Origin of the sequence: Microbacterium resistens (genome assembly GCF_021172025.1) — a bacterium.
GTDB classification, from domain to species: domain Bacteria; phylum Actinomycetota; class Actinomycetes; order Actinomycetales; family Microbacteriaceae; genus Microbacterium; species Microbacterium resistens.
In genome coordinates, this window is sequence record NZ_CP082781.1 from 2,292,434 (window position 1) to 2,318,108 (window position 25,675).

General features: G+C 70.7%; 26 protein-coding genes. 16 read left to right on the forward strand and 10 right to left on the reverse strand.

The window, feature by feature from the left end; genetic code table 11:
- The first annotated feature begins 326 nt into the window (after nt 1-326).
- From K8F61_RS10935 to K8F61_RS11000, 14 genes are all read left to right on the forward strand, one after another.
- On the forward strand, nt 327-671 hold the full coding sequence (locus K8F61_RS10935) for a hypothetical protein (protein ID WP_231819133.1): 345 nt from the start codon (nt 327-329) through the stop codon (nt 669-671).
- A gap of 238 nt (nt 672-909) precedes the next feature.
- Nucleotides 910-1,905 carry an amidohydrolase family protein gene (locus tag K8F61_RS10940; RefSeq protein WP_231819134.1) on the forward strand — a complete coding sequence of 332 codons (996 nt, stop codon included), beginning with the start codon at nt 910-912 and terminating at the stop codon, nt 1,903-1,905.
- Nucleotides 1,906-1,954: 49 nt separating this feature from the next.
- Nucleotides 1,955-2,968 carry an ABC transporter substrate-binding protein gene (locus K8F61_RS10945; RefSeq protein ID WP_231819135.1) on the forward strand — a complete coding sequence of 338 codons (1,014 nt, stop codon included), beginning with the start codon at nt 1,955-1,957 and terminating at the stop codon, nt 2,966-2,968.
- 18 nt (nt 2,969-2,986) lie between these two features.
- The gene (locus K8F61_RS10950; protein WP_231819136.1) at nt 2,987-3,757 is read left to right on the forward strand and encodes an ABC transporter ATP-binding protein; all 771 of its coding nucleotides are present in this window, start codon (nt 2,987-2,989) and stop codon (nt 3,755-3,757) included.
- Nucleotides 3,754-4,590, forward strand: coding sequence for an ABC transporter permease (locus K8F61_RS10955; protein ID WP_084344412.1), 837 nt, complete (start codon nt 3,754-3,756; stop codon nt 4,588-4,590). The genes K8F61_RS10950 and K8F61_RS10955 overlap by 4 nt, the downstream gene beginning before the upstream one ends.
- Entirely contained in the window at nt 4,560-5,645 is a 1,086-nt protein-coding gene (locus K8F61_RS10960) for an Ldh family oxidoreductase (protein WP_231819137.1), read from the forward strand. Before K8F61_RS10955 ends, K8F61_RS10960 begins: the two co-directional genes overlap by 31 nt.
- Nucleotides 5,642-6,370 carry an SDR family NAD(P)-dependent oxidoreductase gene (locus K8F61_RS10965; protein WP_067244080.1) on the forward strand — a complete coding sequence of 243 codons (729 nt, stop codon included), beginning with the start codon at nt 5,642-5,644 and terminating at the stop codon, nt 6,368-6,370. Before K8F61_RS10960 ends, K8F61_RS10965 begins: the two co-directional genes overlap by 4 nt.
- On the forward strand, nt 6,363-7,970 hold the full coding sequence (locus tag K8F61_RS10970) for an FAD-dependent monooxygenase (RefSeq protein WP_231819138.1): 1,608 nt from the start codon (nt 6,363-6,365) through the stop codon (nt 7,968-7,970). Before K8F61_RS10965 ends, K8F61_RS10970 begins: the two co-directional genes overlap by 8 nt.
- Nucleotides 7,971-7,975: 5 nt before the next feature.
- The gene (locus tag K8F61_RS10975) at nt 7,976-8,350 is read left to right on the forward strand and encodes a hypothetical protein (RefSeq protein WP_217996191.1); all 375 of its coding nucleotides are present in this window, start codon (nt 7,976-7,978) and stop codon (nt 8,348-8,350) included.
- Entirely contained in the window at nt 8,337-8,882 is a 546-nt protein-coding gene (locus K8F61_RS10980) for a cupin domain-containing protein (protein WP_084344411.1), read from the forward strand. The genes K8F61_RS10975 and K8F61_RS10980 overlap by 14 nt, the downstream gene beginning before the upstream one ends.
- 24 nt (nt 8,883-8,906) lie before the next feature.
- Nucleotides 8,907-9,314: a RidA family protein gene (locus tag K8F61_RS10985; RefSeq protein WP_067244076.1), complete on the forward strand. Its 408-nt coding sequence runs from the start codon at nt 8,907-8,909 to the stop codon at nt 9,312-9,314.
- The gene (locus K8F61_RS10990; RefSeq protein WP_231819139.1) at nt 9,314-10,171 is read left to right on the forward strand and encodes a fumarylacetoacetate hydrolase family protein; all 858 of its coding nucleotides are present in this window, start codon (nt 9,314-9,316) and stop codon (nt 10,169-10,171) included. Before K8F61_RS10985 ends, K8F61_RS10990 begins: the two co-directional genes overlap by 1 nt.
- A 41-nt stretch (nt 10,172-10,212) precedes the next feature.
- Entirely contained in the window at nt 10,213-10,920 is a 708-nt protein-coding gene (locus K8F61_RS10995; RefSeq protein WP_231819140.1) for a GntR family transcriptional regulator, read from the forward strand.
- Nucleotides 10,921-11,082: 162 nt separating this feature from the next.
- Nucleotides 11,083-12,063 (forward strand): polysaccharide deacetylase family protein, encoded by a 981-nt coding sequence (locus tag K8F61_RS11000; protein WP_067244070.1) that lies wholly within the window; start codon nt 11,083-11,085, stop codon nt 12,061-12,063.
- A 62-nt stretch (nt 12,064-12,125) separates the two neighbouring features.
- On the opposite strand, the gene K8F61_RS11005 is transcribed toward K8F61_RS11000, so the two are convergent.
- On the reverse strand, nt 12,126-13,538 hold the full coding sequence (locus K8F61_RS11005) for a purine-cytosine permease family protein (RefSeq protein WP_169797656.1): 1,413 nt from the start codon (nt 13,536-13,538) through the stop codon (nt 12,126-12,128).
- A gap of 186 nt (nt 13,539-13,724) precedes the next feature.
- Here K8F61_RS11005 and K8F61_RS11010 point away from each other — a divergent pair, with 186 nt between their 5' ends.
- On the forward strand, nt 13,725-14,744 hold the full coding sequence (locus K8F61_RS11010) for an asparaginase domain-containing protein (RefSeq protein WP_231819141.1): 1,020 nt from the start codon (nt 13,725-13,727) through the stop codon (nt 14,742-14,744).
- 21 nt (nt 14,745-14,765) lie between these two features.
- On the opposite strand, the gene K8F61_RS11015 is transcribed toward K8F61_RS11010, so the two are convergent.
- The 4 genes from K8F61_RS11015 to melA form a co-directional block, all read right to left on the reverse strand.
- Complete coding sequence (locus tag K8F61_RS11015) at nt 14,766-15,467, reverse strand: FadR/GntR family transcriptional regulator (protein WP_067244062.1); 702 nt, start codon at nt 15,465-15,467, stop codon at nt 14,766-14,768.
- Nucleotides 15,468-15,493: 26 nt separating this feature from the next.
- On the reverse strand, nt 15,494-16,576 hold the full coding sequence (locus tag K8F61_RS11020; protein ID WP_231819142.1) for an amidohydrolase family protein: 1,083 nt from the start codon (nt 16,574-16,576) through the stop codon (nt 15,494-15,496).
- A 4-nt stretch (nt 16,577-16,580) separates the two neighbouring features.
- On the reverse strand, nt 16,581-17,450 hold the full coding sequence (locus K8F61_RS11025; protein ID WP_231819143.1) for an endo alpha-1,4 polygalactosaminidase: 870 nt from the start codon (nt 17,448-17,450) through the stop codon (nt 16,581-16,583).
- Between the two features lie 82 nt (nt 17,451-17,532).
- Entirely contained in the window at nt 17,533-18,855 is a 1,323-nt protein-coding gene (gene melA, locus K8F61_RS11030) for an alpha-glucosidase/alpha-galactosidase (protein ID WP_067244058.1), read from the reverse strand.
- Nucleotides 18,856-18,978: 123 nt separating this feature from the next.
- On the opposite strand from melA, the gene K8F61_RS11035 reads away from it, so the two are divergent.
- A complete protein-coding gene (locus K8F61_RS11035; protein WP_067244056.1) occupies nt 18,979-19,803 on the forward strand; it encodes a DeoR/GlpR family DNA-binding transcription regulator in 825 nt (274 codons plus the stop codon).
- A 24-nt stretch (nt 19,804-19,827) separates the two neighbouring features.
- On the opposite strand, the gene K8F61_RS11040 is transcribed toward K8F61_RS11035, so the two are convergent.
- From K8F61_RS11040 to K8F61_RS11060, 5 genes are all read right to left on the reverse strand, one after another.
- The gene (locus K8F61_RS11040; RefSeq protein ID WP_231819144.1) at nt 19,828-20,793 is read right to left on the reverse strand and encodes a carbohydrate kinase family protein; all 966 of its coding nucleotides are present in this window, start codon (nt 20,791-20,793) and stop codon (nt 19,828-19,830) included.
- Nucleotides 20,790-21,686: a carbohydrate ABC transporter permease gene (locus K8F61_RS11045; protein WP_219085907.1), complete on the reverse strand. Its 897-nt coding sequence runs from the start codon at nt 21,684-21,686 to the stop codon at nt 20,790-20,792. The genes K8F61_RS11040 and K8F61_RS11045 overlap by 4 nt, the downstream gene beginning before the upstream one ends.
- A complete protein-coding gene (locus K8F61_RS11050) occupies nt 21,683-22,600 on the reverse strand; it encodes a carbohydrate ABC transporter permease (RefSeq protein ID WP_219085906.1) in 918 nt (305 codons plus the stop codon). The genes K8F61_RS11045 and K8F61_RS11050 overlap by 4 nt, the downstream gene beginning before the upstream one ends.
- Nucleotides 22,597-23,934 carry an ABC transporter substrate-binding protein gene (locus K8F61_RS11055; protein ID WP_231819145.1) on the reverse strand — a complete coding sequence of 446 codons (1,338 nt, stop codon included), beginning with the start codon at nt 23,932-23,934 and terminating at the stop codon, nt 22,597-22,599. The genes K8F61_RS11050 and K8F61_RS11055 overlap by 4 nt, the downstream gene beginning before the upstream one ends.
- A gap of 278 nt (nt 23,935-24,212) precedes the next feature.
- Nucleotides 24,213-25,634 carry a serine hydrolase domain-containing protein gene (locus tag K8F61_RS11060; protein WP_231819146.1) on the reverse strand — a complete coding sequence of 474 codons (1,422 nt, stop codon included), beginning with the start codon at nt 25,632-25,634 and terminating at the stop codon, nt 24,213-24,215.
- Between the last annotated feature and the right edge of the window lie 41 nt (nt 25,635-25,675).

Sequence of the window (25,675 nt, forward strand, 5' to 3'; positions counted from 1 at the left end):
GCACCCACTACCCCGCCGGATCCAACTGAAAATCGAATGGTCACCGGATCGATGCCGGTCGGAGCCACAAGGGTGATAGTTATAATCACCCCAGGAACCCTCGCGTAGCTTCTACATCGCGGGGGTTTCGTCTTGCCCGGGTCCCGGTCGTTGAGCGAGCGAAGCGAGACGAAACGGGCCGCCGACGGGCGCCACGTCCTCCCGGTCGTTGAGCGAGCGAAGCGAGACGAAACGCCCGCCACGGCACTGTAGCCCCCTCCCCCGACACATCTGCTCCTCGGTTTAGCTCGCTAACCGGCGGCGAGGCGAGTGCCTAGGCTGGGCGCATGTCCCTGCCGCCGAGTGCTCCTGGCCCCACGGGGGACGCCGCCGCGCAGGAGTCGCCCGTCCTGGGGCGCGTCGCGCTCGGGCTGGGCATCGCGACGCTCGTGTGCGGGCTGCTCGCCGTCCTGGACATGATCACGTTCATCCCCTGGCTCGGCGCGAGCCAGCTGGTCGGAGTCGCGCTCGGCATCGCGACGATCGTCGTGGCGGTCATCGCGATCGTCCGACGCCGTGGACGGCGGCACGGGATCGTCGGGCTGATCCTCGCCCTCGCCAGCGCTCCGCTCGCCTGGGCCCTGTCGATCGTCTACTTCGCGGTCTCCATGCTCCTGTATTACGGGATCTGAGCCGGCGCGGGGCGGGAGAACAGGGAGGACGCCGGACGGCGTTTCTTCCCGAGGACGGCCTTTCCTGCGCCTCAAGCGGTTCGCGATCCCCGTCACGGGAGCATCGTCTCGCCGACGCCGGCGGAGTGAGACCGCGGCCCTGGGATCCCGTGGCTCACCGCGAGCCCGTGTGTTTGACATTTGATCAAATATCGCACTACGCTGAGGCAACCCGACCCACGGAGTGCGAGGAGGCACCATGGGAAGCGCTGGAGCTCCGCACCCCGCGACCGACGTGCACACGCACCTCGCACCGCTCCTGGACGCGGCGGCGCAGCGGGAATCCAGGGTGGTGACGGACGACGACGGGCGCCTCGTCCTCGACGGGCGGGCGATCGGGCCCGACGCGCTGTACTCCCCCGACCGCCTCCTGCGGTACCTCGACGAGCACGCGCTCGACGCCGCCTTCGTCTCGGTCCCGCCGCCCTTCTTCCGCCAGGACCTGCCCGCCGAGCGCACCCAGGAGTGGGTCGAGGCGATCAACGACGGGATCCTCACCGCCTGCGCCACGGACGACCGCCTGAAGCCGCTGGCCTACCTGCCGCTCGAGAACCCCGCGGCCGCCGCCCGCACCGTCCGCACGCACCTCGCGACCGATGCCTTCGTCGGCTGGGTGGGCGCGGCCGGCGGACGCTCCGTGGCGCTCGACTCCCCCGAGCTCGCCGAGGCCTGGCATCTGCTGGCCGCCGACGGGCGACCGGTCCTGCTGCACCCCGCGGAGTCCCCCGACGAGCGGCTCGCCGCGCACTACCTGCACAACCTGCTCGGCAACCCGGTGGAGACCGGCGTCGCGACCGCCGAGCTCGTGCTCGGCGGTGTGCTCGCCGCCAACCCCCACCTGCGGATCGTGCTGGTGCACTGCGGCGGGGTCGTGCCCTCCGTCGCCGCCCGCTGGCAGCGCGGCCTCGACACCGCCCGCCCCGGACTGGACACGTCATCGCCGCCGGTCACGACGATGCTGCACGGTCTCTACGCCGACTGCCTCACCCACGACGGCGCCAACGTCGACCTCGCCCGCCACGTCTTCGGCGACGATCGCCTGCTGCTGGGCAGCGACTGGCCGTTCCCGATGGGGCTCGAGGACCCGCGGGAGCCGATCGCCCACCTCGACCCGGCGCTTCAGGACCGGATCGCCCGGATCAACCCGAGCCGCCTCACGTCCGCCCACCACCCCCTCTCGCTCGGCATCCGCTGATCGAGTCCCGCCCTGCGTTCCACCGTTCGAAGATGAAAGGTCAGCAATCATGAGGAAGCCCTTCCGCTCCGCCCTCGTGGCGGGACTCGCCGTTCTCGCCCTGACGGTCGCCGGATGCTCCAGCCAGGCCCCCGCCGCGGCCGACGGCACGGCCGGCACCGACGCCCCCGAGGGGCTGACCCCGGTCACGTACCTCACCTCCTTCAACACCTTCGGCCGCGACGCCTACGCGTACGTGGCGCTGGAGAAGGGCTTCTTCGAGGACGCCGGGTTCGAGGTCGAGATCCAGCCGGGATCCGGGACCGTCGACGTGCTCAAGCTCGTCGCCTCAGGAAAAGCCGACTTCGGCGTGGGCGATTTCCAGGCGGCGGCTCTGACCATCGCGAACGAGCAGATCCCCGCCCGGATCGTCAGCGCGATCCAGGACAAGTCGCTCGCGGCCATCGCCACCGCGGAGGGCTACGGCATCAGTGAGCCGAAGGACCTGGAGGGCAAGAAGATCGCCGACCAGCCGGGCTCGGTGAACGAGGTGCTCTTCCCCGTCTACGCGGAGGCGGCCGGCATCGACGCGAGCACCGTGACCTTCGTGCCCGCCCAGCCCTCCGCACTGCCGCAGCTCCTGGCGAGCAAGCAGGTCGACGCGATCGGGCAGTTCGTCGTCGCCGACGGCCTGATCCGGGGCGCGACCGGTGAGGCCGGTGTCTTCCTGCCGTTCAGCGACTACCTCGAAGATCTCTACGGCAACGCGCTGTTCGCCTCGGAGAAGCGGGTCGCCGACGATCCCGAGAGCATCACGCGGTTCAACGAGGCCCTGCACCGAGGCCTGGCGTACGCGATCGAGAACCCCGAGGAGACCGGCGAGATCCTCGCCAAGTACCAGCCGACGCAGAAGCCGGACGTCGCCGCGGGCGAGGTCGAGGCGATGACGCCCTACGTCGGCGACCCCACCGGCAACGGCCTGCTCGATCCGGCCCGGGTCGACGCGATCCTCGCGCTGCTGGTCGAGGGCGGGGCGATCACGTCCGAGCCCGACGCGTCCGCCATCGTCGCGCCGGTCGAGTAGGACCGTCGGAGGATCGTGATGATCGACATCGAAGCCGTCGACCAGGAGTTCGTGACTCCGCGGGGCCGCATCCACGCCCTGTCGGACGTGAACGTGACCATCGACGAGAACGAGTTCGTGACGCTCGTGGGGCGCAGCGGGTGCGGCAAGTCGACCCTGCTGCGGATCATCGCCGGACTGCAGAAGCCGACCGGCGGCGTGGTCCGCATCGCGGGCGACCCGGTGATCGCCCCGCGCCGGGAGGTGGCGATGATGTTCCAGCGGCCGGCCCTGCTGCCCTGGCGCACCGTGATGCAGAACATCATGCTCCCCGCGGAGGTGCTCGGCCTGGACCGGAAGCGCGCGAAGTCCCGGGCCCACGAGCTGCTCGCCCTCACCGGCCTCGACCCCTTCGCGGGGAAGCTGCCGCACGAGCTCTCCGGCGGCATGCAGCAGCGCGTGTCGCTGTGCCGGTCGCTGGTGCAGGAGCCGTCGATCCTCCTGATGGACGAGCCGTTCTCGGCCCTGGACGCCCTCACGCGCGAGGAGCTGTCGGTCGAGCTGCAGCGCATCGTCATGGAGCAGAACACGACCATCGTGTTCGTCACGCACTCCATCGAGGAGGCGGTGCTCCTCGCCGACCGCGTGGTCGTGATGAGGCCGCGCCCCGGCCGGATCCGCGAGATCGTCCCCGTGCCGATCCCCCGTCCCCGCTCCCTGGGCGGCTCGGCGCACGCCGACGAGGTCACCCGGGTGAGCGGACGACTGCACGATCTCCTGCACGAGACGCACGAGGAGGTCCCGGCATGACCACCCCGACCCTGCTGAACAAGGCGATCACCGGATCGGTGGACACCGGCCTGCGCCGGGCGCGCCGCACGACTACCCTGCGCGCCGTCCTGTTGCCGCTCGCCGGCCTGCTGCTCGTCGTGCTCGTCTGGTGGCTGTCCGTCGTCGGGTTCCGGATCGACAGGTTCCTGCTGCCGTCGCCCGCCGACGTGTGGAACGCGTTCATGGCGAACCCCGGCTTCCTGCTGACGCAGACCTGGGTGACCTTCGTCGAGACGGTTCAGGGCTTCCTGCTCGCCATCGTGATCGGCGTGCCGATCGCCATGGTCATCGCCTCGTCCAAGCTCATCGAGCAGATGATCTACCCGCTGCTGCTGGCGATCAACGCGGCGCCGAAGGTCGCCATCGCACCGCTGCTGGTCGTGTGGATGGGCTTCGGCCAGGCGCCGAAGGTCGTGATGGTGGTCCTGCTGTGCTTCTTCCCGATCGTCCTGTCCACCACCGCCGGCCTGCGCTCCACGCCGAGCGAGTTCATCGAGCTGGCCAAGTCGCTCAACGCCAAGCCGCTGCAGACGTTCGTGAAGTTCCGCGCGCCGTTCGCGCTGGAGCAGATCTTCGTCGGCCTGAAGACCGCGATCTCGCTCGCCGTGATCGGCGCGGTCATCGCCGAGTTCGTCGGCGCCAGCGAGGGCCTGGGCTACCTGATCGTGCAGTCCGGCTCGAACGCGAACACGGCGCTGGCCTTCGTCGCGATCGTGCTGCTCGCGCTGATGAGCATCGTCCTCTTCTACGTCCTGGTCTTCATCGAGCGTCTGCTCATCCCGTGGGCCGAGAGTCAGCGGGCCGCGTCGTGAGCGCCGGTCTCGTCTTCGCCCCGGAGGACCTCATCGCACGGGCAACGCGGATGCTGGTCGCGGCGGGCGCCGACGAACGCTCGGCGCACCTCGTCGCCGACGGCCTCGTCGAGGCGGATGCACGCGGTCTGCCGTCGCACGGCCTCCTGCTGCTGCCGATGTATCTCGACCGGATCCGCTCCGGTTCGGTGGACCCCGCCGCCCGCAATCGCATCCTGGCCGACCTCGGCGCGCTGCTCACGGTCGACGCCGGGAACGGTCTCGGCCAGGCGAGCGCGCAGGACGCCATGGATCTCGCGATCGCACGGGCGCGCGAACACGGCATCGCCGCGGTCGCGTGCCGCAACGCCTTCCACTTCGGCGGCGCCTATCGATACGCCGCGATGGCCGCGGACGCCGGGATGATCGGCGTCGCCGCGGCCAACACCCGCCCGCTCATGCCCGCGCCCGGCGGCGCCCGGGCCGTGGTGGGGAACAACCCGATCGCCGTCGCCGTGCCGCGCACGGACCGGGATCCGATCGTCGTCGATCTGGCTCTCTCCGAGGCCGCCATGGGCAAGATCCGCCTGGCCGCGTCGGAGGGACGACCGATCCCCGACACCTGGGCGACGGATGCCGAGGGCCGGCCGACCACGGACCCGGCCGCCGCGATCGCCGGGTTCCTGCTCCCGGCCGGCGGCGCGAAGGGTTTCGCCCTGGCACTGATCGTCGACGTCCTCACCGGCGTGCTGTCCGGCGGCGGCTTCGGCGCGGGCGTGCGGGGCCTGTACGCGGACGCGACGATGCCGTACAACTCCAGCACGTTCTTCCTCGCCCTCGACGCCAGCGCGCTCGACCCGGGATTCGCCGATCGGGCCGCGGAGCTCGCCGCCCAGGTGCTGGCGGCTCCGATGATGTCCTCGGAGACGGCGGCGCGGATCCCCGGCGAGCGCAGCGCGCAGAACCGCCGCCGTTCGATGCGCGAGGGCATCCGTCTCCCCGGCAGCGTCGTGGAGCAGATCGAACAGTGGGAACAGCAGCTCGGGCTGCGCGGACGAGAAGAGGTCACGAGATGAGAACGCAGTTCGACGCCACCGGCGAGGTGCTGGTCGTCACCGGCGGCACGAGCGGCATCGGCCTGGCGGTGGCCACCGCCTACGCCCGGGCGGGCGGGTCCGCGCACGTGTTCGGCACACGAGCGGACCCGGAGCTGCCCGACGGCGTCACGGGGCACCGGGTCGACGTCGCCGACCGTGAGGAGGTCTTCGCCGCGGTCGGACGGATCGTCGCGCAGGAGGGCCGCATCGACGGGCTGGTGGCCGGCGCGGCGGTGCAGCCGCGCACTCCCGTCGCCGAGACGGACCCGGCGGAGTGGCAGCGCACGCTCGACGTGAACCTCACCGGCGTCGTCTGGGCGACACAGGCGGTCCTGCCCACGATGATGGCGGCCCGCCGGGGCACGATCCTCGCGTTCTCGTCCGGGCTCGCCAACGTCGGCCACGCGAACGCCTCCGCGTACGCCGCCACCAAGGGCGCGCTCGTCCCGTGGATCAAGTCGCTCGCGGCGGAGGTGGCCGAGTACCGCATCCGTGCGAACGTCGTGTTCCCGGGCGTGATCGACACGCCCCAGTTCCGGAAGGCGAACCCCGCCGGCGGCGAGCTGGAGCATTGGAAGACCTCGACCGGCGTGGGGTCCGCCGAGGACGTCGTCGGCCCCCTGATGTTCCTGCTCAGCGACGCGGCGAGCATGAGCGGATCCGTCCTCACCCGGGATCGCGCCTTCGGAGTCGAGGATGACTGAGCGCAACACCGCGGACAAGCCCGTCATCATCTCCGGCGGCGGGCCCATCGGGCTCGTCACGGCGCTGGGGCTCGCGCACCACGGCGTCCCCTTCCTCGTGCTGGAGGAGGACTCCGAACTGTCCCTCGACACGAAGGCCGGCACGATCCTCACCCGCACCCTCGAGGTGCTCGACCGGTACGGCGTCGTCGAGCCGGTGCTGCGCGCCTCGGTGCGCATCGACGAGATCGGCGAGACGGATCGCTCGTCCAACGTGTCGCAGCAGTCGATCCTGACCTCATACCTCGCCGACGAGACGCGATTCCCCTTCGTGGTGAACATCCCGCAGCACCACCTCGAACCGGTGCTGCGCGACGCGCTCGCGGCGGTCGCCCCGGGCGCGCTCCGGATGAACCACCGCCTCACCGGGTTCACGCAGACCGACGACGGCGTCACCGTGCACGTGCAGACGCCCGACGGCCCGCAGACGTTCGAGGGCGCGTTCCTGCTCGGCTGCGACGGCGGCCGCTCGCTGGTGCGGGAGCTGCTCGGCGCGCGCGTGGACGGGAAAACCCTCGAGGAGCGCTACATGCTCATCGACCTCGAGGCCGACCTCGACATCGCCTCGCCGCGCGACTACCCCTACCTGTCGTACTTCGGCGACAGCGCGGAGTGGATGATCCTGGTGCGGCAGCCACACTGCTGGCGGTTCCTCTTCCCCCTCAAGCCGGGCGCGCAGGAGCCGTCGGCCGAGGAGCTGCAGCAGAAGGTGCACCGCTTCATCGGCGACGTCGACACGACCGTGATCGGCACCAACATCTACAGCGTGCACCACCGGGTCGCCTCGCAGTGGCAGGACGGGCGCGTCTTCCTGATGGGCGACGCGGCGCACCTGATCACCCCGATGTGGGCGCTGGGCCTGAACACCGGCGTGCTCGACGCGTCGAACCTCCCCTGGCGACTCGCCTGGGTGACGCGCGGCTGGGCGGATCCGGGTCTGCTGGAGGGGTACGCCTCCGAGCAGGCGCCGATCGCACGGGACGGATCCGGAGAGCTCGCGGAGGCCGCCCGCAGGCGCATGGCCCGCGCCGAGGGCGCCGACGACGTCATCTCCTCCGGGAACGGGTGGGCGGCGGCGATGACCCGCACCCTGCTGGGCGTCACCCTCGACGTCGACGGCTCGGGGCGCGGCGGCATCATCCGGACCGGCGAGCGCGCGCAGCCCGTGCGGCTCGGCTCCCGCGTGCCGGACCTGCCCCTGTTCGGCGAGAGCGCGCGGCACCATCTGCACGAGCTGTGTCGCGACGCGTTCCTCGCGCTCTACTTCACCGACGCCCGTCGCCGCCCGCTCATCCCGGTCGACGACGACACCCCCGGGCTGAGGCACTTCGTCGTGAGCCGCTGGGACGCCCCCGAGAACACCGGGCTGCGCCCGTACGCGCTCTTCGACCCGGGCGATGCCGTGGCCCGCCGATTCGGCGTGCCGGACGACACGCTCGTGCTCGTCCGCCCCGACGGCCACGTCGCGGCCATCGAGCCGTGGGACCCCCGTGACCCGCTGCGCAGCCGCGCTGCCGTCGACGCGTACCGCGCGATCGTACGACCCTCGCAGAAGGAGTAGGAATCTTGGCCAAAGGCGACATCATCACCCTGCCGGACGGAGGCGAGGTCATCCTCGGCGACGTCGGGCAGGAGGTCATCCTGGAGAACGAGCACACCCGGGTGTGGCACATCAGCCTGGAGCCGGGCGAGTCACAGCCCTGGCACCTGCACCACAACCCGTATCTCGTCATCGCCATCGAGGCGGCGGACAACCGCATCACGTACCTCGACGGCACCTCCCGCGACGTGCACGAGTTCGTGGGGCGCACCATCGAGATGCTGCCCAGCCCCGTGCACATGCTGACCAACGTCGGCCGCACCCGCTATGTGAGCCGGCTGATCGAGTTCAAGGACCAGGGCGAGAACCTGCCGGGAGGGTGGCGTGATGGAGCCGCGTGAGCAGGAACAGCTGATCCCCCGTCCGCCGCGCCCCGACGGGGTGGACGCGGAGGAATGGGCGAGCAACCTCTCCGACCCCGCCCGCTACGGAGGCATCGCCGCCGACGGCTCCCGCGAGGAGGCCGTCGCCGGCGACGGCGAGAGCGAGGCGATGTACCGGTTCCGCGAGATCCTCGTGCAGTCGAAGGACCACGAATGGCTCGACAAGACCCTCGACGGGCTGTCGCACAAGCCGCTGTGGCGCGACGAGGAGACCGGCGCGTCCATCGCGCTGGTGCGGTTCCGAGCCGGTTCCGGCATCCCGCTGCGTCACTCGCACGCCTCGAACCAGTTCATGTTCTGCCTGTCCGGTCGGTATCGCTACGTGCCCACGGGGCTCGTCCTCGAGGAGGGCTCCTTCTACTGGAACCCGAAGGGGTGCCTGCACGGCCCGACCCACGCCGAGGAGGACACCGTCCTGCTCGAGGTGTACGACGGCCCCCACTACCCGACGCAGCCCGAGTGGTACACGAGCGCTGCCGACACCCTCTGACCCACCCCACCGAAGGAGAGACCCATGCCCAAGACCCAGATCACCTCGGATCTTCTCGCCGTGCCGAACGGCCACTTCGCCCAGGCGACCCAGGCGCGCCTCGACGGCCGGATGGTCTTCATCTCGGGGATGACGGCCCGCAACGCCCAGGGCGGCGTCACCGGCGTCGGCGACGTGAGCGCCCAGACCCACCAGGTGTGCCAGAACCTGCAGGCGGCGGTCGAGGCGGCCGGCGGCACGCTGGACGACATCGCCCGAGTCGACGTCTACGTGCGCAACATGGAGGACTTCGCGGCGATCCACGAGGTGCGCCAGCAGTACTTCACCGGCGTCGCCCCGGCGTCGACGATGGTCGAGGTGTCGAAGTTCGTCAACAAGGACTACCTGATCGAGATCAACGCCATCGCCGTGATCCACGACGGGGAGAGCTGATGCGGTACTGCGCGATCCGCCACAACGACGGCTGGCGGGTGGGCGTGCTGTCCGACTCCGGGGAGACCGTGCACGTCCACCCGGCCGCGGCCGGCCTCGTCGACGATGTGATCACCGCGGGCGGGCTGGACCCGGCGTCCCGCCCCGTCGCCGAGGTGCCCCTCGCCGAGGCCGTGCTCGGCGCGCCGATCCAGCGCTGGCGACGCAACGTCCTCTGCGTCGGCTGGAACTACTGGGACCACTTCGAGGAGTCGAGGGGCAAGCGCGAGGGGCAGGATCCCGACGGGCGTCCCGAGCATCCGACGTTCTTCACGAAGTCGCCGCGAACGGTGATCGCACCCGCCGAGGACATCGAGTGCGACTTCGCGCTGAGCGACCAGTGGGACTACGAGGCCGAGATCGCGATCGTGATCGGCACCGCGGGCAAGGACATCCCCCGCGCGGACGCCATGGACCACGTCTTCGGGTACACCCTGGCCAACGACGTCTCGGTGCGGGACGTGCAGCGCGCGCACGGCGGGCAGTGGTTCAAGGGCAAGAGCATCGACCGCACCATGCCGCTCGGTCCGTGGATCACGACCCGGGACGAGATCGACGATCTCGACCGGGTGCGGATCGAGTGCGAGCTGAACGGCGAGGTGATGCAGGACGCGGTGGTCGGCCAGATGGCGTTCGACATCCCGCAGCTCATCGAGGAGCTCAGCCGCGGCATGACGCTCGACGCCGGCGACGTGATCCTCACCGGCACCCCCAGCGGCATCGGCAACGCGCGCGAGCCGAAGGTGTTCCTCCGCCCCGGAGACACGCTCGTCACGCGGGCCACGGGGCTGGGCGCGCTGACGAACCGCATACGCTAGGGGCGATCATGTTGCGTGGAACGGGAGGAGCTCGCGCCCGGATGGACAGGTACCGTACGGCGCCGCCGCGATCGAGCGTCGACTTCGTCGCGACCGAGCTCTACATGCGCATCCTCGAGGGCGCGTACCCGCCCGGCTCCTTCATCCGCCTCAACGAGGTGGCGACCGACCTCGGGGTCTCGATGATGCCGGTCCGCGAAGCGATCCGCGAGCTGGCCTCGCTCGGCATCGTGGAGATGCTCCCCAATCGCGGCGCGCAGGTGCGGGAGCTCAGCATCGACGACCTGGTCGAGACGTACCGGAGCCGGCTGTACCTGGAGACGCTCGCGCTCCGGCTGGGCGCCCCGAACTTCACCGCCGAGGACGCGGCGGCCGCCCTCGCGGCGAACGAGGAGCGCCGGGCCGCGGTCGCGAAGGAGGACGCCTACGCCATGATCAGCGCGCACGAGCGTTTCCACTTCCTCCTCTACGAGACCTGCCAGAACTCCTGGCTGGTGCGGGCGCTGGTGCCCGGCTGGCGGAACACCGCCCGGTACCGCGACATCTCCTTCGCCAGCTCGCCGATCCGCCGCGAGCACGACGAGCAGCACGCGCAGATGGTCGAGGCGATGTCGGATCACGACGGCGACAGGGCGGTGGCGATCCTCCACGCGCACCTCACCAGTGCGGCCGAGGAGGTCGCGCAGGAGATCGCCGGCATCTCGGTGCTGGATCGTCTGCCGCCGGTGGACGAGCTGCTCTGCCGGTAGCCCCGCGCGGTGCCCTGCCGCCTCGGGTTCGGCGCGCTTGTGCGGCTACGGAGGCGTCGATACAGTGAAAGCTGTCTAGCAGATTGACAGATGTGCCGCGGGCGCGCGTCGGTTTCGGACGCAGGGACGACGCCGCCCGGCCGAACAGGGAGGAGATCCTGCATGCCCGATCCGCAGCAGGTCGCGAAGAACCACTGGTACCGCAACGACGACATCCCCGGGGTGCCCGGCCCCGACCGCGAGATCCTCGGGTACGGCGAGAAGCCCCCGGTGATCCGCTGGGAGGGCGGCGCGAAGGTGGCGATCAACATCGTCATCAACTACGAAGAGGGCTCGGAGCTGACGTTCGCGATGGGCGACGGCCGCAACGACGGGATGTACGAGCTGCCGTTCGACGTCGAGGGCCAGCGCGACCTCGCCAAGGAGTCGATGTACGAGTACGGCTCCCGCGCGGGGATCTGGCGGCTCTTCCGCATCTTCGACCGCCACGAGATCCCGATCACGGTCTTCGGCGCCGCCGTGGCCCTGGAGCGCAACCCCCGGGTGGCCGAGAAGATCCTGGCGCGCGGAGACGAGCTCGTCGGCCACGGCTATCGCTGGATCGATCACTACGAGTACTCCCGCGAGGAGGAGAAGGAGATCATCGGCCTCGCGATGGACTCCTTCGCTCGCATGGGCCTGACCCCGCAGGGCTGGTACTGCCGCGAGATGTCGGTGAACACCCGGGAGCTCCTCGTCGAGGACGGCCGGTTCCTCTACGACTCCGACTACTACGGCGACGACCTGCCCTACTGGACCTTCGTCGGGGAGAGGTCGCACCTCGTCGTGCCGTACTCCCTCGCCGTCAACGACTGCCGGTACATCATGGGGACGGGATTCGGATCCCCCTCGGACTTCGTCGACGTCGCCCGGCGCACCGTGCTGCAGCTCCTCGACGACGGCGACGACTGCGGACGCATGATGTCGATCGGCCTGCACCCGCGGATCACGGGCAACCCCGCCCGCGCACACGGCCTGGCGGAGTTCATCGCCTGGGCGAAGGAGCAGGAGGGCGTCACGTTCCTGCGCCGGATCGACATCGCGGAGCAGTTCATGGACCAGGTGCCCCGGCCCGCCACCGCCGCGGACCGCGTCAACGGCTGAGCCGGCCCGGACGCATCGATCCCCCGTGCCGTCGCGGCACGGGGGATCGATGCGGTTCCGGGTCAGCGCATCCCGGCGTCCGCGGACTCCACGATCCGCTGCTCGGGCCGCCCCGCCATCACCTTCGAGAGCACGAGGTGCAGCGCGAACGTGATGATGAGCGCGCCGAGCCCGGCGGGGAAGTCCCCGGGAAGCGGCATCCAGTACTGGAAGACGATGCCGAGCACGGCTCCGATGAGGAACGAGATGATCCCGGGAAGACGCACGGCGGGCAGCTCGTCCACGTTCGCGGACGTGTACTCGCGGCGACGGACCACGAAGAAGTCCGCCAGGATCGGGCCCGCGAGCGGGACGAACGCGGCGCCGAGGACCGTGATGAAATCGGCGAAGAAGAACGAGTAGAACCCGAACGCGCCGAGGATGCTGCCGATGATCCCGACGGTGATGACGATCTTCGGCCGGGCGATCCGGATGCCCATCGCGTTGGCCGCGGGACCGACGTACAGGGCGTTGCAGTACAGCTCGGACATGTTCGTCGTCCAGAGGGCGACGACCCACAGGATGACGCCGAGGATCGCGAAGAAGACGCCCTTGGTCACCATCCACGAGATGAAGTTCGCGTCCCCGGTCGCGATGCTGCCGGTGTAGCCGATGAAGTTCAGCAGGGGGTTGGTGAGGATGAAGCACGCCCCGGCCCCGATGAACACGTGTGCTGCCGTCTTGGCGAACCGGAAGATGTCGACACCCATGATGACCCCGGCGATCCAGGCGCCGATGATCACCGTGATCCCGGTCCCGATGGAGGTCCCGGAGCGGTTCGCGCCCTCGGCGAGGACGTTGCCGAACCCGCCGAACTCGGAGATCATCATGACCGCCGCGACGATCGCGACGATGAGGACGAACGGCGCGGCGGGCGCGGAGATCCGCTCCAGGGCGACGATCCCCTTCCACGCCGACCAGGTGAAGATCGCGCCCCAGATCAGCGAGAAGATCACGAACTCCAGGCTGAGGCCGTTGAAGATGGTGATCCCGGTGAAGCTGCCGAACGCCGCGTTGAAGATGTCGCCGACCATGCCGACGATGGAGGCGAACCAGCCGAGGGTGAGCAGCCCCATGACGAGCATGGGCAGGATCATCCCCTTCCGGCCGTACGAGAAGCGGGAGATGAGCGACAGGTTGAGCCCCGTCTTCATCGCGGCGAACCCCAGGGCGAAGGTCAGCAGCAGCAGCACGCCCTGGCCCAGCACGATGGTGAGCACGGCGTCGCCGAACGGCATGCCTCCGCCCTCGGCGGTGCCGGCGAGCTGGCCGCCGACGATGAGGCCGGTGGGCACATAGCCGAAACCGACCCAGATGACGAACTGGGACCACCAGGAGCGGCGCGCCTTCTGCGGCACCCGCTCGAGCATGAACTCTTCGTTGGTCTCGTCGACCGCGGGCCTCGTCTGCACGCCGGGTTCCGTTGCGGCACTCATGAGCGCGTTTCCTCTCCATCGGGGGAACTGGACACGTCGAGCGACCGGGGATCGCGAGGCGGGAAGGGAGGTAGGGTGCTCTCGACGCATCTGCGATCCGGGTCGTTCGTGGCCCAGGCTAGCGATTCTGCGCAAACCTGTCTAGCAGATTGACAACCTGACATCATTTCGAGGAGGACCTTGGCCGTGGCCGCGAACCGGACGCCGACCATCGAGGACGAGCTGCTCGTCGTGTACACCGGGGGAACGTTCGGGATGCGCGACGAGGGGCACGGGCTGGAGGCGGCCGCGGACCGGGAGTCCACGCTCGCCGCCCTCGTCCGCGCGGCGGACCCCTCCGCCCGGCCGTGGCGGTACCTGCCGATCCCGCGGATCATCGACAGCGCGGACGCCGACCTCACCCACGCCCTCTCCATCGCGGCGACGATCCGCGACCACGTGACGGGCGCTCGCGGGGTCCTCGTCGTGCACGGCACGGACACCCTCGCCTACACGGCCGCCGTCGCCGCGTTCGCGCTGGCCGACGTCCCGATCCCCATCGTCTTCACCGGCGCGCAGCGACCGGTCGACGAGCCGGGCTCCGACGCCCCCGCGAACTTCGCCCTCGCCTACCGGCACGCCGACGACGGCGCGCCGGGGGTGCGGATCGCGTTCGGCGGATCCGTGCTCCCCGCCGTCCGCGCCGTGAAGCGCTCCGCCGACGAGGACGAGGCCTTCGCAGCCTTCCGTCCGCTCGCCGCCGATGCCGCGGGAACCGCCGTGCTGCGCTCGCGACTGGCGGCGCTGGATCCGCGGCAGCGCGGCGGGCGCCCCCTGCCGGCCGTCGGGCTCCTCCGGGTGTTCCCTGGACTCGACGCCCGCCTGGTCCGCGCCGCGGCCGACCTCTACCCCGACGGCCTGATCCTGGAGTGCTACGGCGCCGGAACGGCGCCGACGAGCGACACCGCGCTGCGGCAGACGATCGAGGACGCCACGCGCGCCGGGACGCCGGTCGTCGCGATCACCCAGTGCCAGACCGGGACGGTGCAGCTCCGGCGGTACGCGGTCGGCGCGGCGCTGCACCGAGCGGGCGCGTGGGACGGATACGACCTGACCGCCGACGCCGCCCTCGCGAAGCTCGGGGTCCTCACCGCGCTCGGGCTGGACGCCGACGAGCGGCGGGCGCTCTTCGCGATCAACCTCGTGGGCGAGCAGAGTACCGGCTGATGCCGGACGGCGGCGGGGCGCTCAGCCCTCGTCGATCATCGGACGGACGACGGCCTCCACGTAGTCCAGGTGCTCCTGCATGGCGCGGGCGGCACCGTCGGCATCGCCTCGGATGATCGCCTCGGCGATGCCCCGGTGCTCGCGGTTCGAGGGCTCGCGGCGGTGGGCGACGAGGTTGATGATCTCGGACTGCTGCGACAGCGCCTCGCGCGTGTCGGCCACGACGGAGGAGAACACGGCGTTGCCGGAGGCGGCGGCGATGCTGGCGTGGAAGAGCGAGTCGAGCCGGACCCACTCGCGCGCCTGCCGCTCCTCCTCCATCCGGGTGCAGATGTCGAGCAGAGCCGCCGCCTGCTCGTCGCTGCGGCGGAGGGCGGCCAGCCGGGCGGCGGGCACCTCGATCGCCGGGCGCGACTCGACGAGGTCGCGGGTCGAGTACTCGCCGAACCGCTGCGAGGGCCGCGGCGTCTCCGAGATCACGTACGTGCCGCTGCCGGTCCGGGTCTGGGTGAGCCCGAGCGCCTGGGCCGAGCGCAGCGCCTCCCGGACGACCGGTCTGCTCACACCGTAGTGGCGCGCGAGGTCCTGTTCCGAGGGGAGCCGGGCCCCGACCTCGAGGCTCTTGCTGCGGATGCCTTCTCTGAGATCGTCGAGAATCGACTCGGCAGCGCTGGAGCGGGGCAGCTCCCGATGTGACGCGAACCACCCCTGTTGAGTGACCATCGCTCCACTATGTCACCACCGGCTCGCTAGAGGCCGAGGATCCTCTTCGCGTTCCCGGAGTAGAGGGCGGGGAGCAGGCGCCGCGGCACGTTCGCGGCCGAGATCGTCCACCGCCCCTGCGGCGGCACGGGCGACCCCGCGGCGTAGTCGAAGCCCTCGTCGTCGGTCTCGAGGAAGCGGAAGTGCGTGAGCAGGTCCTCCCGATCGAGCGGGAAGGCGTCCGTCCCGAACAGGACCCGATCCGGGTACCGCTCCACGAGGCGCAGGAAGCGGCGCGGCTGACGACCCAGCTCACCGAGGCGCCCGGCGATGTCGACCGTGAGGTTCTCGGCCGCGTCGAGGAGGCGCTCGACCCGGTCCAGGTCCTCGGCGACGCATCCCATGTGCGCGCCGATGTAGCGGGTTCCCGGCGTGGCGAGCAGCAGCCGCTCCAGGGCGTCGATCAGCTCGTCGAAGGACGGGAAGCGCGACCGGTCCGCGAAGGACCACTGCGGTTGCTGTCCCAGCTCGTCGATCCGCTCGTTGAACCGGTCGAGGGGATCGAAGAACGCCTTCGGATCCGCGACGTGGATGAGCACCGGGAGCCCGAGCTCCCCCGCGACTCCGAGCACGTCGACGACCTCCGGCGCGTCGGGGCGCACCAGCGTTCCGTCCCGCCCGCGCACGGACAGGCCCAGGTTCTTCCACACCTTCACCCCGCGCGCGCCGCGGTCCGCCGACTCCCGGAGCCGACGCTGCAGCGCCGGGACTCCGCCGGGCTCCGCCAGCCGCTCCCAGTCCACGTGACAGAAGGTGAGGAAGCGGTCGGGGTGCGCTCTGTCGTACCGGTCGAGGTTGGCGTCCAGCTCCTCGTCCCATCGGCCGTCCAGGTTGACCATCGCGGCGATGTTCGTCTCGTCCATCAGGTCGAGCAGCGCGGGCACGTCCGGCGCGCACCAGTCGCCGGTGAGCCACCGGCCAAGGTGGTTGTGGACGTCGATGGCGGGCACCGCGGCCCGGGGGACGTGCGTGACGGGGAGCGAGACCTGCGCTCGCGGCGCCCACTCCGACAGGAGCAGACCCGGGCCGGTCTCGCCGGCGGCGTGCCCGCCGATGAGGGGATCGGGCATGGCGTCAGCAGCTCTCGTACACGTAGCCGGCCCCGCCCGCGGCGACGAGGTCGAGATCCCGGAGGATCGTCAGCGGCGCCCTGTCCTCTCGCGCGCACACCTCGGCGAAGGTCATGCCCGCCTCCTCCAGCGCCCCGGGATACTCGATCTGGAGCACGTGATCCCCGTACACGTCGGTGTACGCCGCGCATTCCTCCCAGACGCCGCATTCCTCGGTGACCGCGAAGTCGAAGCCGAGCTCCTCGTGCGCGAACGCCGTGATCTCTGCCGCGTTCTTCTGCGCGATCGCCATTCCGGCCCCGTGCGCGCGATCCACGTACGCGGAGGCGAGCGCGTGCGCGCCGGCCTCGTCGATCTCGGCGAAGCGCGTCCACGTGTCGAGGTTGTCGATCTCGACCGCGTCGAACCCGCTCTGGCCGCAGCCGTCGATGACCGGGCCGAGGATCGCCAGGATGCCGTCGCGCTGATCCTCCGTGCTCGGGTCGAGGATGTACTCGTCCGGCCAGTCCGGGTCGGTCACCAGCGTCCCCGCGGCGTCGTGCAGGAGCAGGTCCTCGTGCCCGAGCCAGAACTCCGCCTCCCCGGGCTGCGTCTGGAAGCCGTTCACGTAGCAGACGCTGTAGGCGCCGGCGAGCGGCGTCGCAGTGGCGTCCCGCACGACGACGTCGATGGCCACGGGCCCCGTTCCGGCGTCCACCTCGTCGTACGCGCCGCCGAGCTGATAGTCGAAGACGCCGCTCGTCGGCGGGAGGGCCACGGCGGCCTTCCCGGCCGACTCCCCCGTCGTCGACGAGGCCGCCGGGGTCGTGCCCGCGCACGCCGTCAGCACCGCCGCCGTCGCCAGCACCCCGGTCAGGGTCGTCGCCATGCTCATCGATCTCTCCTTCATGCGTGTCGTCGCTTCCTGGCTCCAGCTGTCCTCCGCCCCGGTCCTGCGGCGACCGGGGGCACCGCTCTCAGCGGGCTGCGACCCCGGCACCGGCGCTCGCGCGCAGCGCCTCGGGCAGCAGGTCCCCATGGGCCTCGGTCAGTTCGTCGCACACCTGCCAGATCTGCTCCGGCGTGAGCGTCGACTGGGCGTTCGGGTCCATCAGGACGGCCTGGCGCACGAGGATCGGGTCTCCGGTCCGCGCGGCCTCGACGGCCAGCCGCCCCACCGAGATGTACGGCATGTTGACCGCGGCGAGCGGAGCGGGCAGAGACCCCATCGGCCGCGGGACCAGTCCGCCCGCCCCGACGGCCGCGGGCACCTCCACGACCGCGTCGGCGGGGAGATTGTCGATGAGGCCGCGGTTGGGCACGTTGACGTGCACCTCGCGCTCCGTGCCGGTGACGAGCGAGTGGATGATCTGCGGCGCATACTCGCTGGCCCCCTCGGGAAGATCCAGGTCGCGTCCGGCCGCCAGCGCGTCCCGGGTCGCCTCGAACTCGGCGACGTTCTCGCGGCTGATGTCGACGTACTCCAGCGGCTTCAGCCGGAACCGCTCGATCTGCTCGTCGGAGCGCAGGAACCAGGACAGGTACTCCGACGAGTGCTCGCTCGTCTCCGTCGGGTACCGGCCCAGCCGGCGGAACATCTCGACGCGGACACGACGGGCGAGCTCCTCATCGCCCTCGATGCGCTCGCGCAGGAGCGGGTAGAGATCCTGCCCGTCGCGCGTCCACTCCAGCAGCCACGCCTGGTGGTTGACGCCCGCGGCGCGGAAGCGCGTCTCCTCGAAGGGCACCCCGATGAGCTCGGCGAGGTCGTGAGCGGTCCAGAAGACGCTGTGGCACAGCCCGACCGCCTTGATGTCCGGGGCCACCACGGAGAGCCACCAGACGTTCATCGCCATCGGGTTCGTGTAGTTGAGCAGCCACGCGTCCGGGCAGACGGCGCGCATGTCCTCGGCGAGCGCGGTCAGCACCGGGAAGGTCCGGAGGGCGCGGAACACGCCGCCGATCCCGGTGGTGTCGCCGATGGTCTGGCGCAGACCGTGCCGCGCGGGGATCTCGAGGTCGGCGATCGTGGCCTCGATGCCGCCGACCTGGATCATGTTGATGACGAAGTCGGCGCCGTCGAGCGCGTCCCGCCTGTCCGGCGCGGCCACGATCTCCGCTCGGGCACCGAGCCGCTCGTTCACGTGCGACGCGGTGGCCTCCGCGACCGCGAGCCGGTCCGCGTCGATGTCGTGCAGCACCAGGCGGGCGTCGGACAGCTCCGGGTAGCGGAGGATGTCGGCCACGAGCTGACGAGTGAAGACGACGCTGCCTGCGCCGATGAAGACGATGTTGACCATGTCTTGATGATTGCCGACTGCGCGGATTCCGCGCAATAATTGCCGCACAGTTTGCTTGTTTCGCTCACTATGAGTGATCGAATATATCGCCCTGATGCTTCGGACAAGAACGAAGGGAACCCGATGCCCATCACACCCGGGGCCACTCCGCAGGCGACGTCACGGCGCCGCACGGAGCGCATGTCCCTCATCCTCAGCTACGTCAACGAGCGGGGAACCGCACGGCTCACCGAGATCGCCGACGATCTCGGGGTCTCGACCGCGACGATGCGGCGCGACCTCGCCGAGATGGACGAGCAGGGCCTGCTGATCCGCTCGCACGGCGGCGCGCGGGCGCTCGACCCGACCACGGAGGTCCCCGTCCAGCTCCGGGACTCGCGCTTCCGCGACGCGAAGCTCCGGATCGCGGAGCATGCGGCGCGGCTGCTCCCCGAGGGGCAGTACTCCGTCGCGATCAGCGGCGGGACGACGGCCACGGCCGTCGCCCGCGCTCTGGCGTCCCGGGACGACCTGTCGGTCGCGACGAACGCCCTCACGACAGCGGTGGAGCTGGCGACGCGGAGCCGGCTGAACGTCATCATGACGGGAGGGTTCATCCGCTCCAGCTCCCTGGAGGCGGTCGGGGTCCTCGCCGAGAAGACCTTCGGCGCGATCAACGTCGGCACCGCGTTCCTCGGCACCGACGGCATCAGCGTCCGCGGCGGGGCGACGACCCACAACGAGACCGAGGCGCGGACGAACCACGCGATGGTCACCCAGGCCGACCGCGTCGTCGTCGTGGCCGACGGGTCGAAGATCGGCCGGGCGACCCTGGCGAAGGTCGCCGATCTGTCGGAGATCGACATCCTCGTCACCGATTCCAGCGCCGATCCCGCCGAGCTCGCCGCGATCGCCGCGGCCGGGGTCGACGTGCAGATCGCGGCGGACGACGAGACCCCGCGGGGCTGAGACGCCCGGCGGGCGGCGGGCCGATCAGCCGGTCAGCGCGGCGAGGAGCTCGCCTCGCGTCGCCTGCCCCGCCGTGCCGCCGGATCGCGTCGTGGAGAGAGAGCCCGCGACCGCGGCCCAGCGCAGCCGTTCCCGCTCCGCCCCCACCCCGTGCGCGAGCGCGGCGAGGTAGCCCGCGTCGAAGCTGTCCCCCGCACCGGTGGTGTCGACGACGTCGACGCGGCGTCCGGGCCCGCGCTCGACCGCGTCCTCCCCGCGGACCGACCAGCCTCCGCGGGCACCGTCCTTGACGACCACGCGCGGGCCGCGGCGGGACAGGGCGCGGGCCAGCTCCTCGTCCGGGGCGTCCGTGACGCCCAGCGCGCCGGCGATCGCCCGCAGCTCGCTCCGGTTCGGAAGGAGGAGGTCGAGATGGGGCAGCGCCTCGGCGAGGCCGAGCCAGCGTTCCGCGGGGTCCCAGTTCGTGTCGAGCGACGTCGTCCACCCCCGCTCCCGCGCCTCCGCGAGGACGGCGGGGAGGCCGGCGGCCAGCGCCGGCTGCAGGAAGTAGCTGGCGACGTGGAGGATCCCCGCGGTTCCGCGCCATCGGCGGATCCGCTCGATCGCGTCCTCCGCGGAGAGATCGGGGATCGTGCCGAGCGCGGTGAGGATCGACCGGTCCTCGGGGGCCGACAGGATCACCGAGAGCCCGGTCGCCGCTTCCGCGCGCACGCGCACGTCCGCGGTGTCGACGCCGCGCTCGCGCAGGGCGTCCAGGACGAACGCCCCGAACGCGTCGTCCCCGACCCGGGCCAGCAGCGACGTCGGCACGTCCAGGCGCGCGGCGCCGCAGGCCACGATGCTCGCGGAGCCCCCGAGGACGAGGTCGGCGGCGTCCAGGATCTGCTCGGCCTGGCCGAACCGGGGGACGACGTCCCCGCGGAGCACGAGGTCCGCGTTGGCGTCCCCGATCACGAGCAGCCGGCGCACCGCTCCCGTCCCGGCGCTCACCCCTTCACTCCCGAGAACGTCATCGTCGCGATGAACTGCCGCTGCGCGAAGACGAAGAACACGATGAGCGGGAGGGTCGCGATCACGTTCGACGCCATCAGCAGGGACCAGTCCGTCCGACGCGCGCCCTGGAAGTTCGTGATCCCCAGCTGCACGGTGAACGCGTTCGGGTCGTTGATCGCGATCAGCGGCCAGACCAGGTCGTTCCAGGAGCCGAGCAGGGTGAAGATCGCGAGCGTGGCCAGCGCGGGACGGGCGAGCGGGAAGATGATCCGCCAGAACGTGCCGAAGCGGGAACAGCCGTCCAGCATCGCCGCCTCCTCCAGCTCGGCGGGCAGGGACAGGAAGAACTGGCGCATGAGGAAGATGCCGAACACGCTCGCCAGCCACGGCACGATCGCCGCCATGAGGGTGTCGATGATCCCCACGGTGGCGAACATCACGTAGGTCGGGACCATCAGCAGCTGCGTGGGGATCATGATCGTCGCGATGATCATGAGGAAGCTCACGTTGCGGCCGGCGAAGCGCAGACGCGCGAACCCGTACCCGGCGAGGGAGCACAGGACGATGTGCGCGACGATGCCGACCGCCGAGACGATCACGGAGTTGCCCAGCCACCGCAGGATGTCGGACTGCTCGAAGAGCTTCACGTAGCCGTCGAGCGTCAGCTCCGAGGGGATGAAGCTCGGAGGGAAACGGTTGATCTCCGACTCGGGCGTGAGCGAGGTGAGGAACATCTGCAGGAACGGCACCGAGAACAGCAGCGCCACGGGCACGAGCAGGAGGTGGACCCAGGACCGCCGCCGCCGGGGGCGCTTCGCCACGGTGATCGTGCGGGTCGTCGCCGGCGCCTCCGGCGCCTCGGGCGCGGGCCGGTCGAGGAAGGTCGTCATACGGTGATCCCCTTCGCAGTGCGCCGCTGCCACAGGACGACGGCGATCGTGACGATGAGCGTGACGGCGAACAGCCCGTAGGCGACCGCCGAGGCATATCCGAATTCGAGCTCGCGGAAGGCGGCGTTCCACAGGTAGTAGACGATCGTCTCCGTCGCGCCGAGGGGACCGCCCCTCGTCGTCGTGTAGACGACGTCGAACAGCTGGATCGCCTGGATGGCCTGCCAGATCGTGACGAACACGGTGACCGGGGCGAGCTGGGGGAAGATCACGTGCCAGAACGTCTGCCAGCGGTTCGCCCCGTCGACGCGAGCGGCCTCGGACAGCTCCGCGGGGATGTCCTGGAGCGCCGCGAGGTAGATCACCGTCGTCAGGGCGGCCTGCCCCCACACGGACATGATCGCGATGACGAGCATCGCCTGGGAGGGGTCCTCCAGCCAGCCCTGCTGGGGAAGCCCCAGGATCCGCAGGGCGTTGTTCACGAGCCCGAACTGCGGGTTGAACAGGTACGTGGTCAGGATTCCGGTCGCCGCGGCGGACACGACGAACGGCAGGAAGATCAGGGTGCGGTACACGCCGATCAGGACGATGCGCCGGTTCAGCGCCACCGCCAGCCCCAGTCCCAGGAGCACCGAGGCCGGCACGAACATGGCCGTGTACACGAGCGTGTGAAGCACGGCCGCGCCGAGGTCGGCGTCCGTGATCATCTCGGAGTAGTTGCGGGTGCCGACCCACTCCGGCGTCGCGAACCCGTTCCACTTCTGGAGCGAGAGCAGGAAGGCCCAGACCGCGGGGAAGAGCGACAGCCCGAGGACGATGAGCGTCGCCGGGCCGACGAACCCCCAGCCCGTCAGGCTCTCCCGCGCCCGGCGCCGCAGGGCGCCGGGGCGCGTGGCCGCTGCCCCTCGACTCACTGGTCCTCCAGCGCGGCGGTCGCCTCCTCAGCGGCCTCCTTCAGGGCCGCCTCGGGCTCCGCCTGCCCCTGCAGGACCTGGGAGATCGCGGTCCCCACGGCCTCGGAGAGCTTCACATAGCCGGGAACGGTCGGACGCGGGATCGTCGCGTTCGCGCTGTTGGCGGCCATGATCTCGATCCCCGGCATCTCCGCCACCTGCTTCTGGAACTCGGGCGAGTCCACCTCGCTCTCGCGCAGCGGCAGGTTCCCGTAGACGACGTTCCAGCGCACATCCTGCTCGGGGGCCGTCAGCCACTTCATGAACTCGTACGACCAGTGCTCGCGGTTCGGATCCTTGTGGTCGAAGAGCACCCAGATGTCGGCGCCGGAGATCGTCGTGTGGTCGCCGTCCGTTCCCGGCAGCGGCACCACCCCGTACTTCGTCCCGGCCTTCTGCAGGTCATAGAGCATCCACGGACCGGAGGTGATCATCCCGATCTGGTCGCTCGCGAAGAACTGGCCGAACTTCGTGTCCGTCTGGTCGAGGTAGACCGAGGCGTCGTCGACCGCCATCGACTGGAGGAACGTGAGCGCCTCGACACCCTCAGCGGAGTCGAACGTGGCCTTGTCCCCGTCGAGGATCTCCCCGCCCCGCTGCCACAGGTGCGGCCAGAACTGCCAGGTGGTCTCCTCGGATCCGGAGACCGAGTAGCCGTAGCCGTAGGTCTTCGTGTCGGGGTTCGTGAGCGCGGCCGCGGCGGTGCGGAAGTCCTCCCACGTCCAGTCCTCGGTCGGATAGTCCACGCCCGCCGCGTCGAACACGGTCTTGTTGTAGATGAGCGAGATGTTGTCGACCACGGCCGGGAACCCGATCGTGGCCCCGCCCTCCGGCTGCGCCGTCGCCCGCGCCGCCCCCGAGAACCCCTCCCAGTCCAGGTCGGCGTCACCCTCGACCCTGTCGGTGATGTCCAGGGTGCGGCCGGAACCGGCCAGCTCGCTCGCCCAGGACCCGAACGCGTAGGAGATGTCCGGGTAGGTGTTGCCCGCGAAGGACGAGGACAGCTTCTGCAGGAGGTCCTCCGTCGAGGGCGCTCCGGAGGACATCTCGATCGTGACGTTCGGGTGCTCCTTCTCGAACTCCTCCGCCAGGCCCTTGAGGATCGTCTGCGCCTGGTCCGCCTGTCCGGTCCACCAGGTGATCGTCACGTCGGCGTCGGGGTCGAGCTTCGTGGCGGGCGCCGGGCCCGTCGAGCACGCGCTGAGGGTCACGCCGAGCGCGAGGGCGAGCGTTCCCGCGGCGACGCGGCCGAGGACCCGGCCGCGGGAGGACATCCGGTGCTTTCCAGGGTTCATGCTGTCTGCCCCCTTGCAGAATGATGGGTCGGGGAGAGACGACCGCGATCACACAGGCCTCGGAGCGCGGTGCACCCGGGGGGGACACCGCGCACGCTGAGGATGCCGCGGCACGTCTCAGTGGTCGGTCATGGGACATCGCTCGTCCGGCCGACGTTCCCCCATTGCCGACGTCGGATTCCGCGAATATCCCCATACTGCACAATTAGCGCAAAGGTGTCACCAGTACTGCGTAAATCGCTCACTTCTCTGAGTGTTTCAACCGTCGCGAGGCGAGGTCAGCGAGCGAGCATCGTCGCGACGGCGTCGCCGAAGGCCGGCGGCCGCCGCAGCCGGTTCCCCGTGACCGTGATCGCCTCGACCACGCCGGCGGCGTCCCGGTGCAGCAGGACCGGCTCTCCCGCACCGCCGAACCCGTCCTCGGCCTCGGCCCGGAGCACGCCGTCCCGCTCCCGGAGGACGACGGCCTGGCCCGCAGGATCCGCCGCGGCATCGTCGAGCTGCAGCACGACGCCGGGAAGGCAGACGAGGTTCGTGTCGCCCCAGAGCGACAGGTAACGCCCCGCGGCGTCCGGGAACGGGACGGCCGCGTCCGCGTCCGCGACCTCGGCGGCGGCTTTGTCGAGCAGCGCGATGATCCCCGCGGCGATGCCGGACGCGGGCCCGTCGATGCGGTTCGTGAGCACGCTCACGGTGAGGCCGGTCTTCGGATCCGTCCACGTCTGCGTGATGTGGCCGGGAAAGCCGCCCGAGTGGCCGATGACACGGCGCGTCCCGATCTTCCGGATCATGACGCCCAGCCCGTACCACCGCGTGGACCCGCCGGTCGCGATGCACGACTCCTCCCGCTGCATGAGCCGCTTCGCGTCGTCGTCGAGGAAGCGCCCGGAGCCGAGCGCGTGTCCCGCCATCCACGCGGAGATCGTCTCCGCGTTGGACCAGAACCCGGTGGCCGCCGCCTCCGCCCGGGCGGAGGCGGGCGGGATCACGGGCACGACGGCGGATCCCGGCAGTCCGCGCTCGGTCATCGGGATCCCGTGCCCGGACGCGATCGGCGCCTCCTCGCCGTTCCCGAGGTCCGGACCGATCCGCACCGGCTCGGCCATGGCGTCGCCCAGCTCCGCGATCAGCGTGCGCATCGCCTCCGCGTACGGACGTTCCTCGACCGCCTCGATGACGAGCCCCAGCAGCGAATAGCCGAGGTTCGAGTAGTGGAAGTGCACGTTCGCCGGGAAGACGCCATCCCTGCCCAGCTCGGCGAGGAGCTCGTCGCGGTCGGGGAACTCCCGCTCGCGCTGCCAGAACCCCGCCTCCCTCCCGTCCCTGGCGGCGCCGGCCTGGTGGCCGAGCAGACTCCGCAGCGTCGTCGCGCCGATCGGCGCCTCGGCGAGCTCCGGGACGTGCTGCGCCACCGGATCGTCCAGGCGGAGCCGCCCGTCCCGGAGCAGCCGCAGGACGGCCGTGGCCGTGAAGGTCTTCGAATGCGAGGCGATCCGGAAGGCGTGCGCCGTCGTCAGCGGCTCCTCCGTCTCCGCGTCGGCGAGCCCGACGGCGCGCGAGAACAGCAGCTCCTCCCCCTGCCGGACCGCCACCTGGATTCCGGGGACGCCGTGCGAGCGACGCTGCTGGTCGATCCAGTCGACGAGGAACCCCTCCAGGTACGGGACGAGCGCGGGGACGTCGGAGGGCGCGAGCGGCATTCCCCCATTCTGCCGCCCGTCACACCGAGACCCCCTCTCCC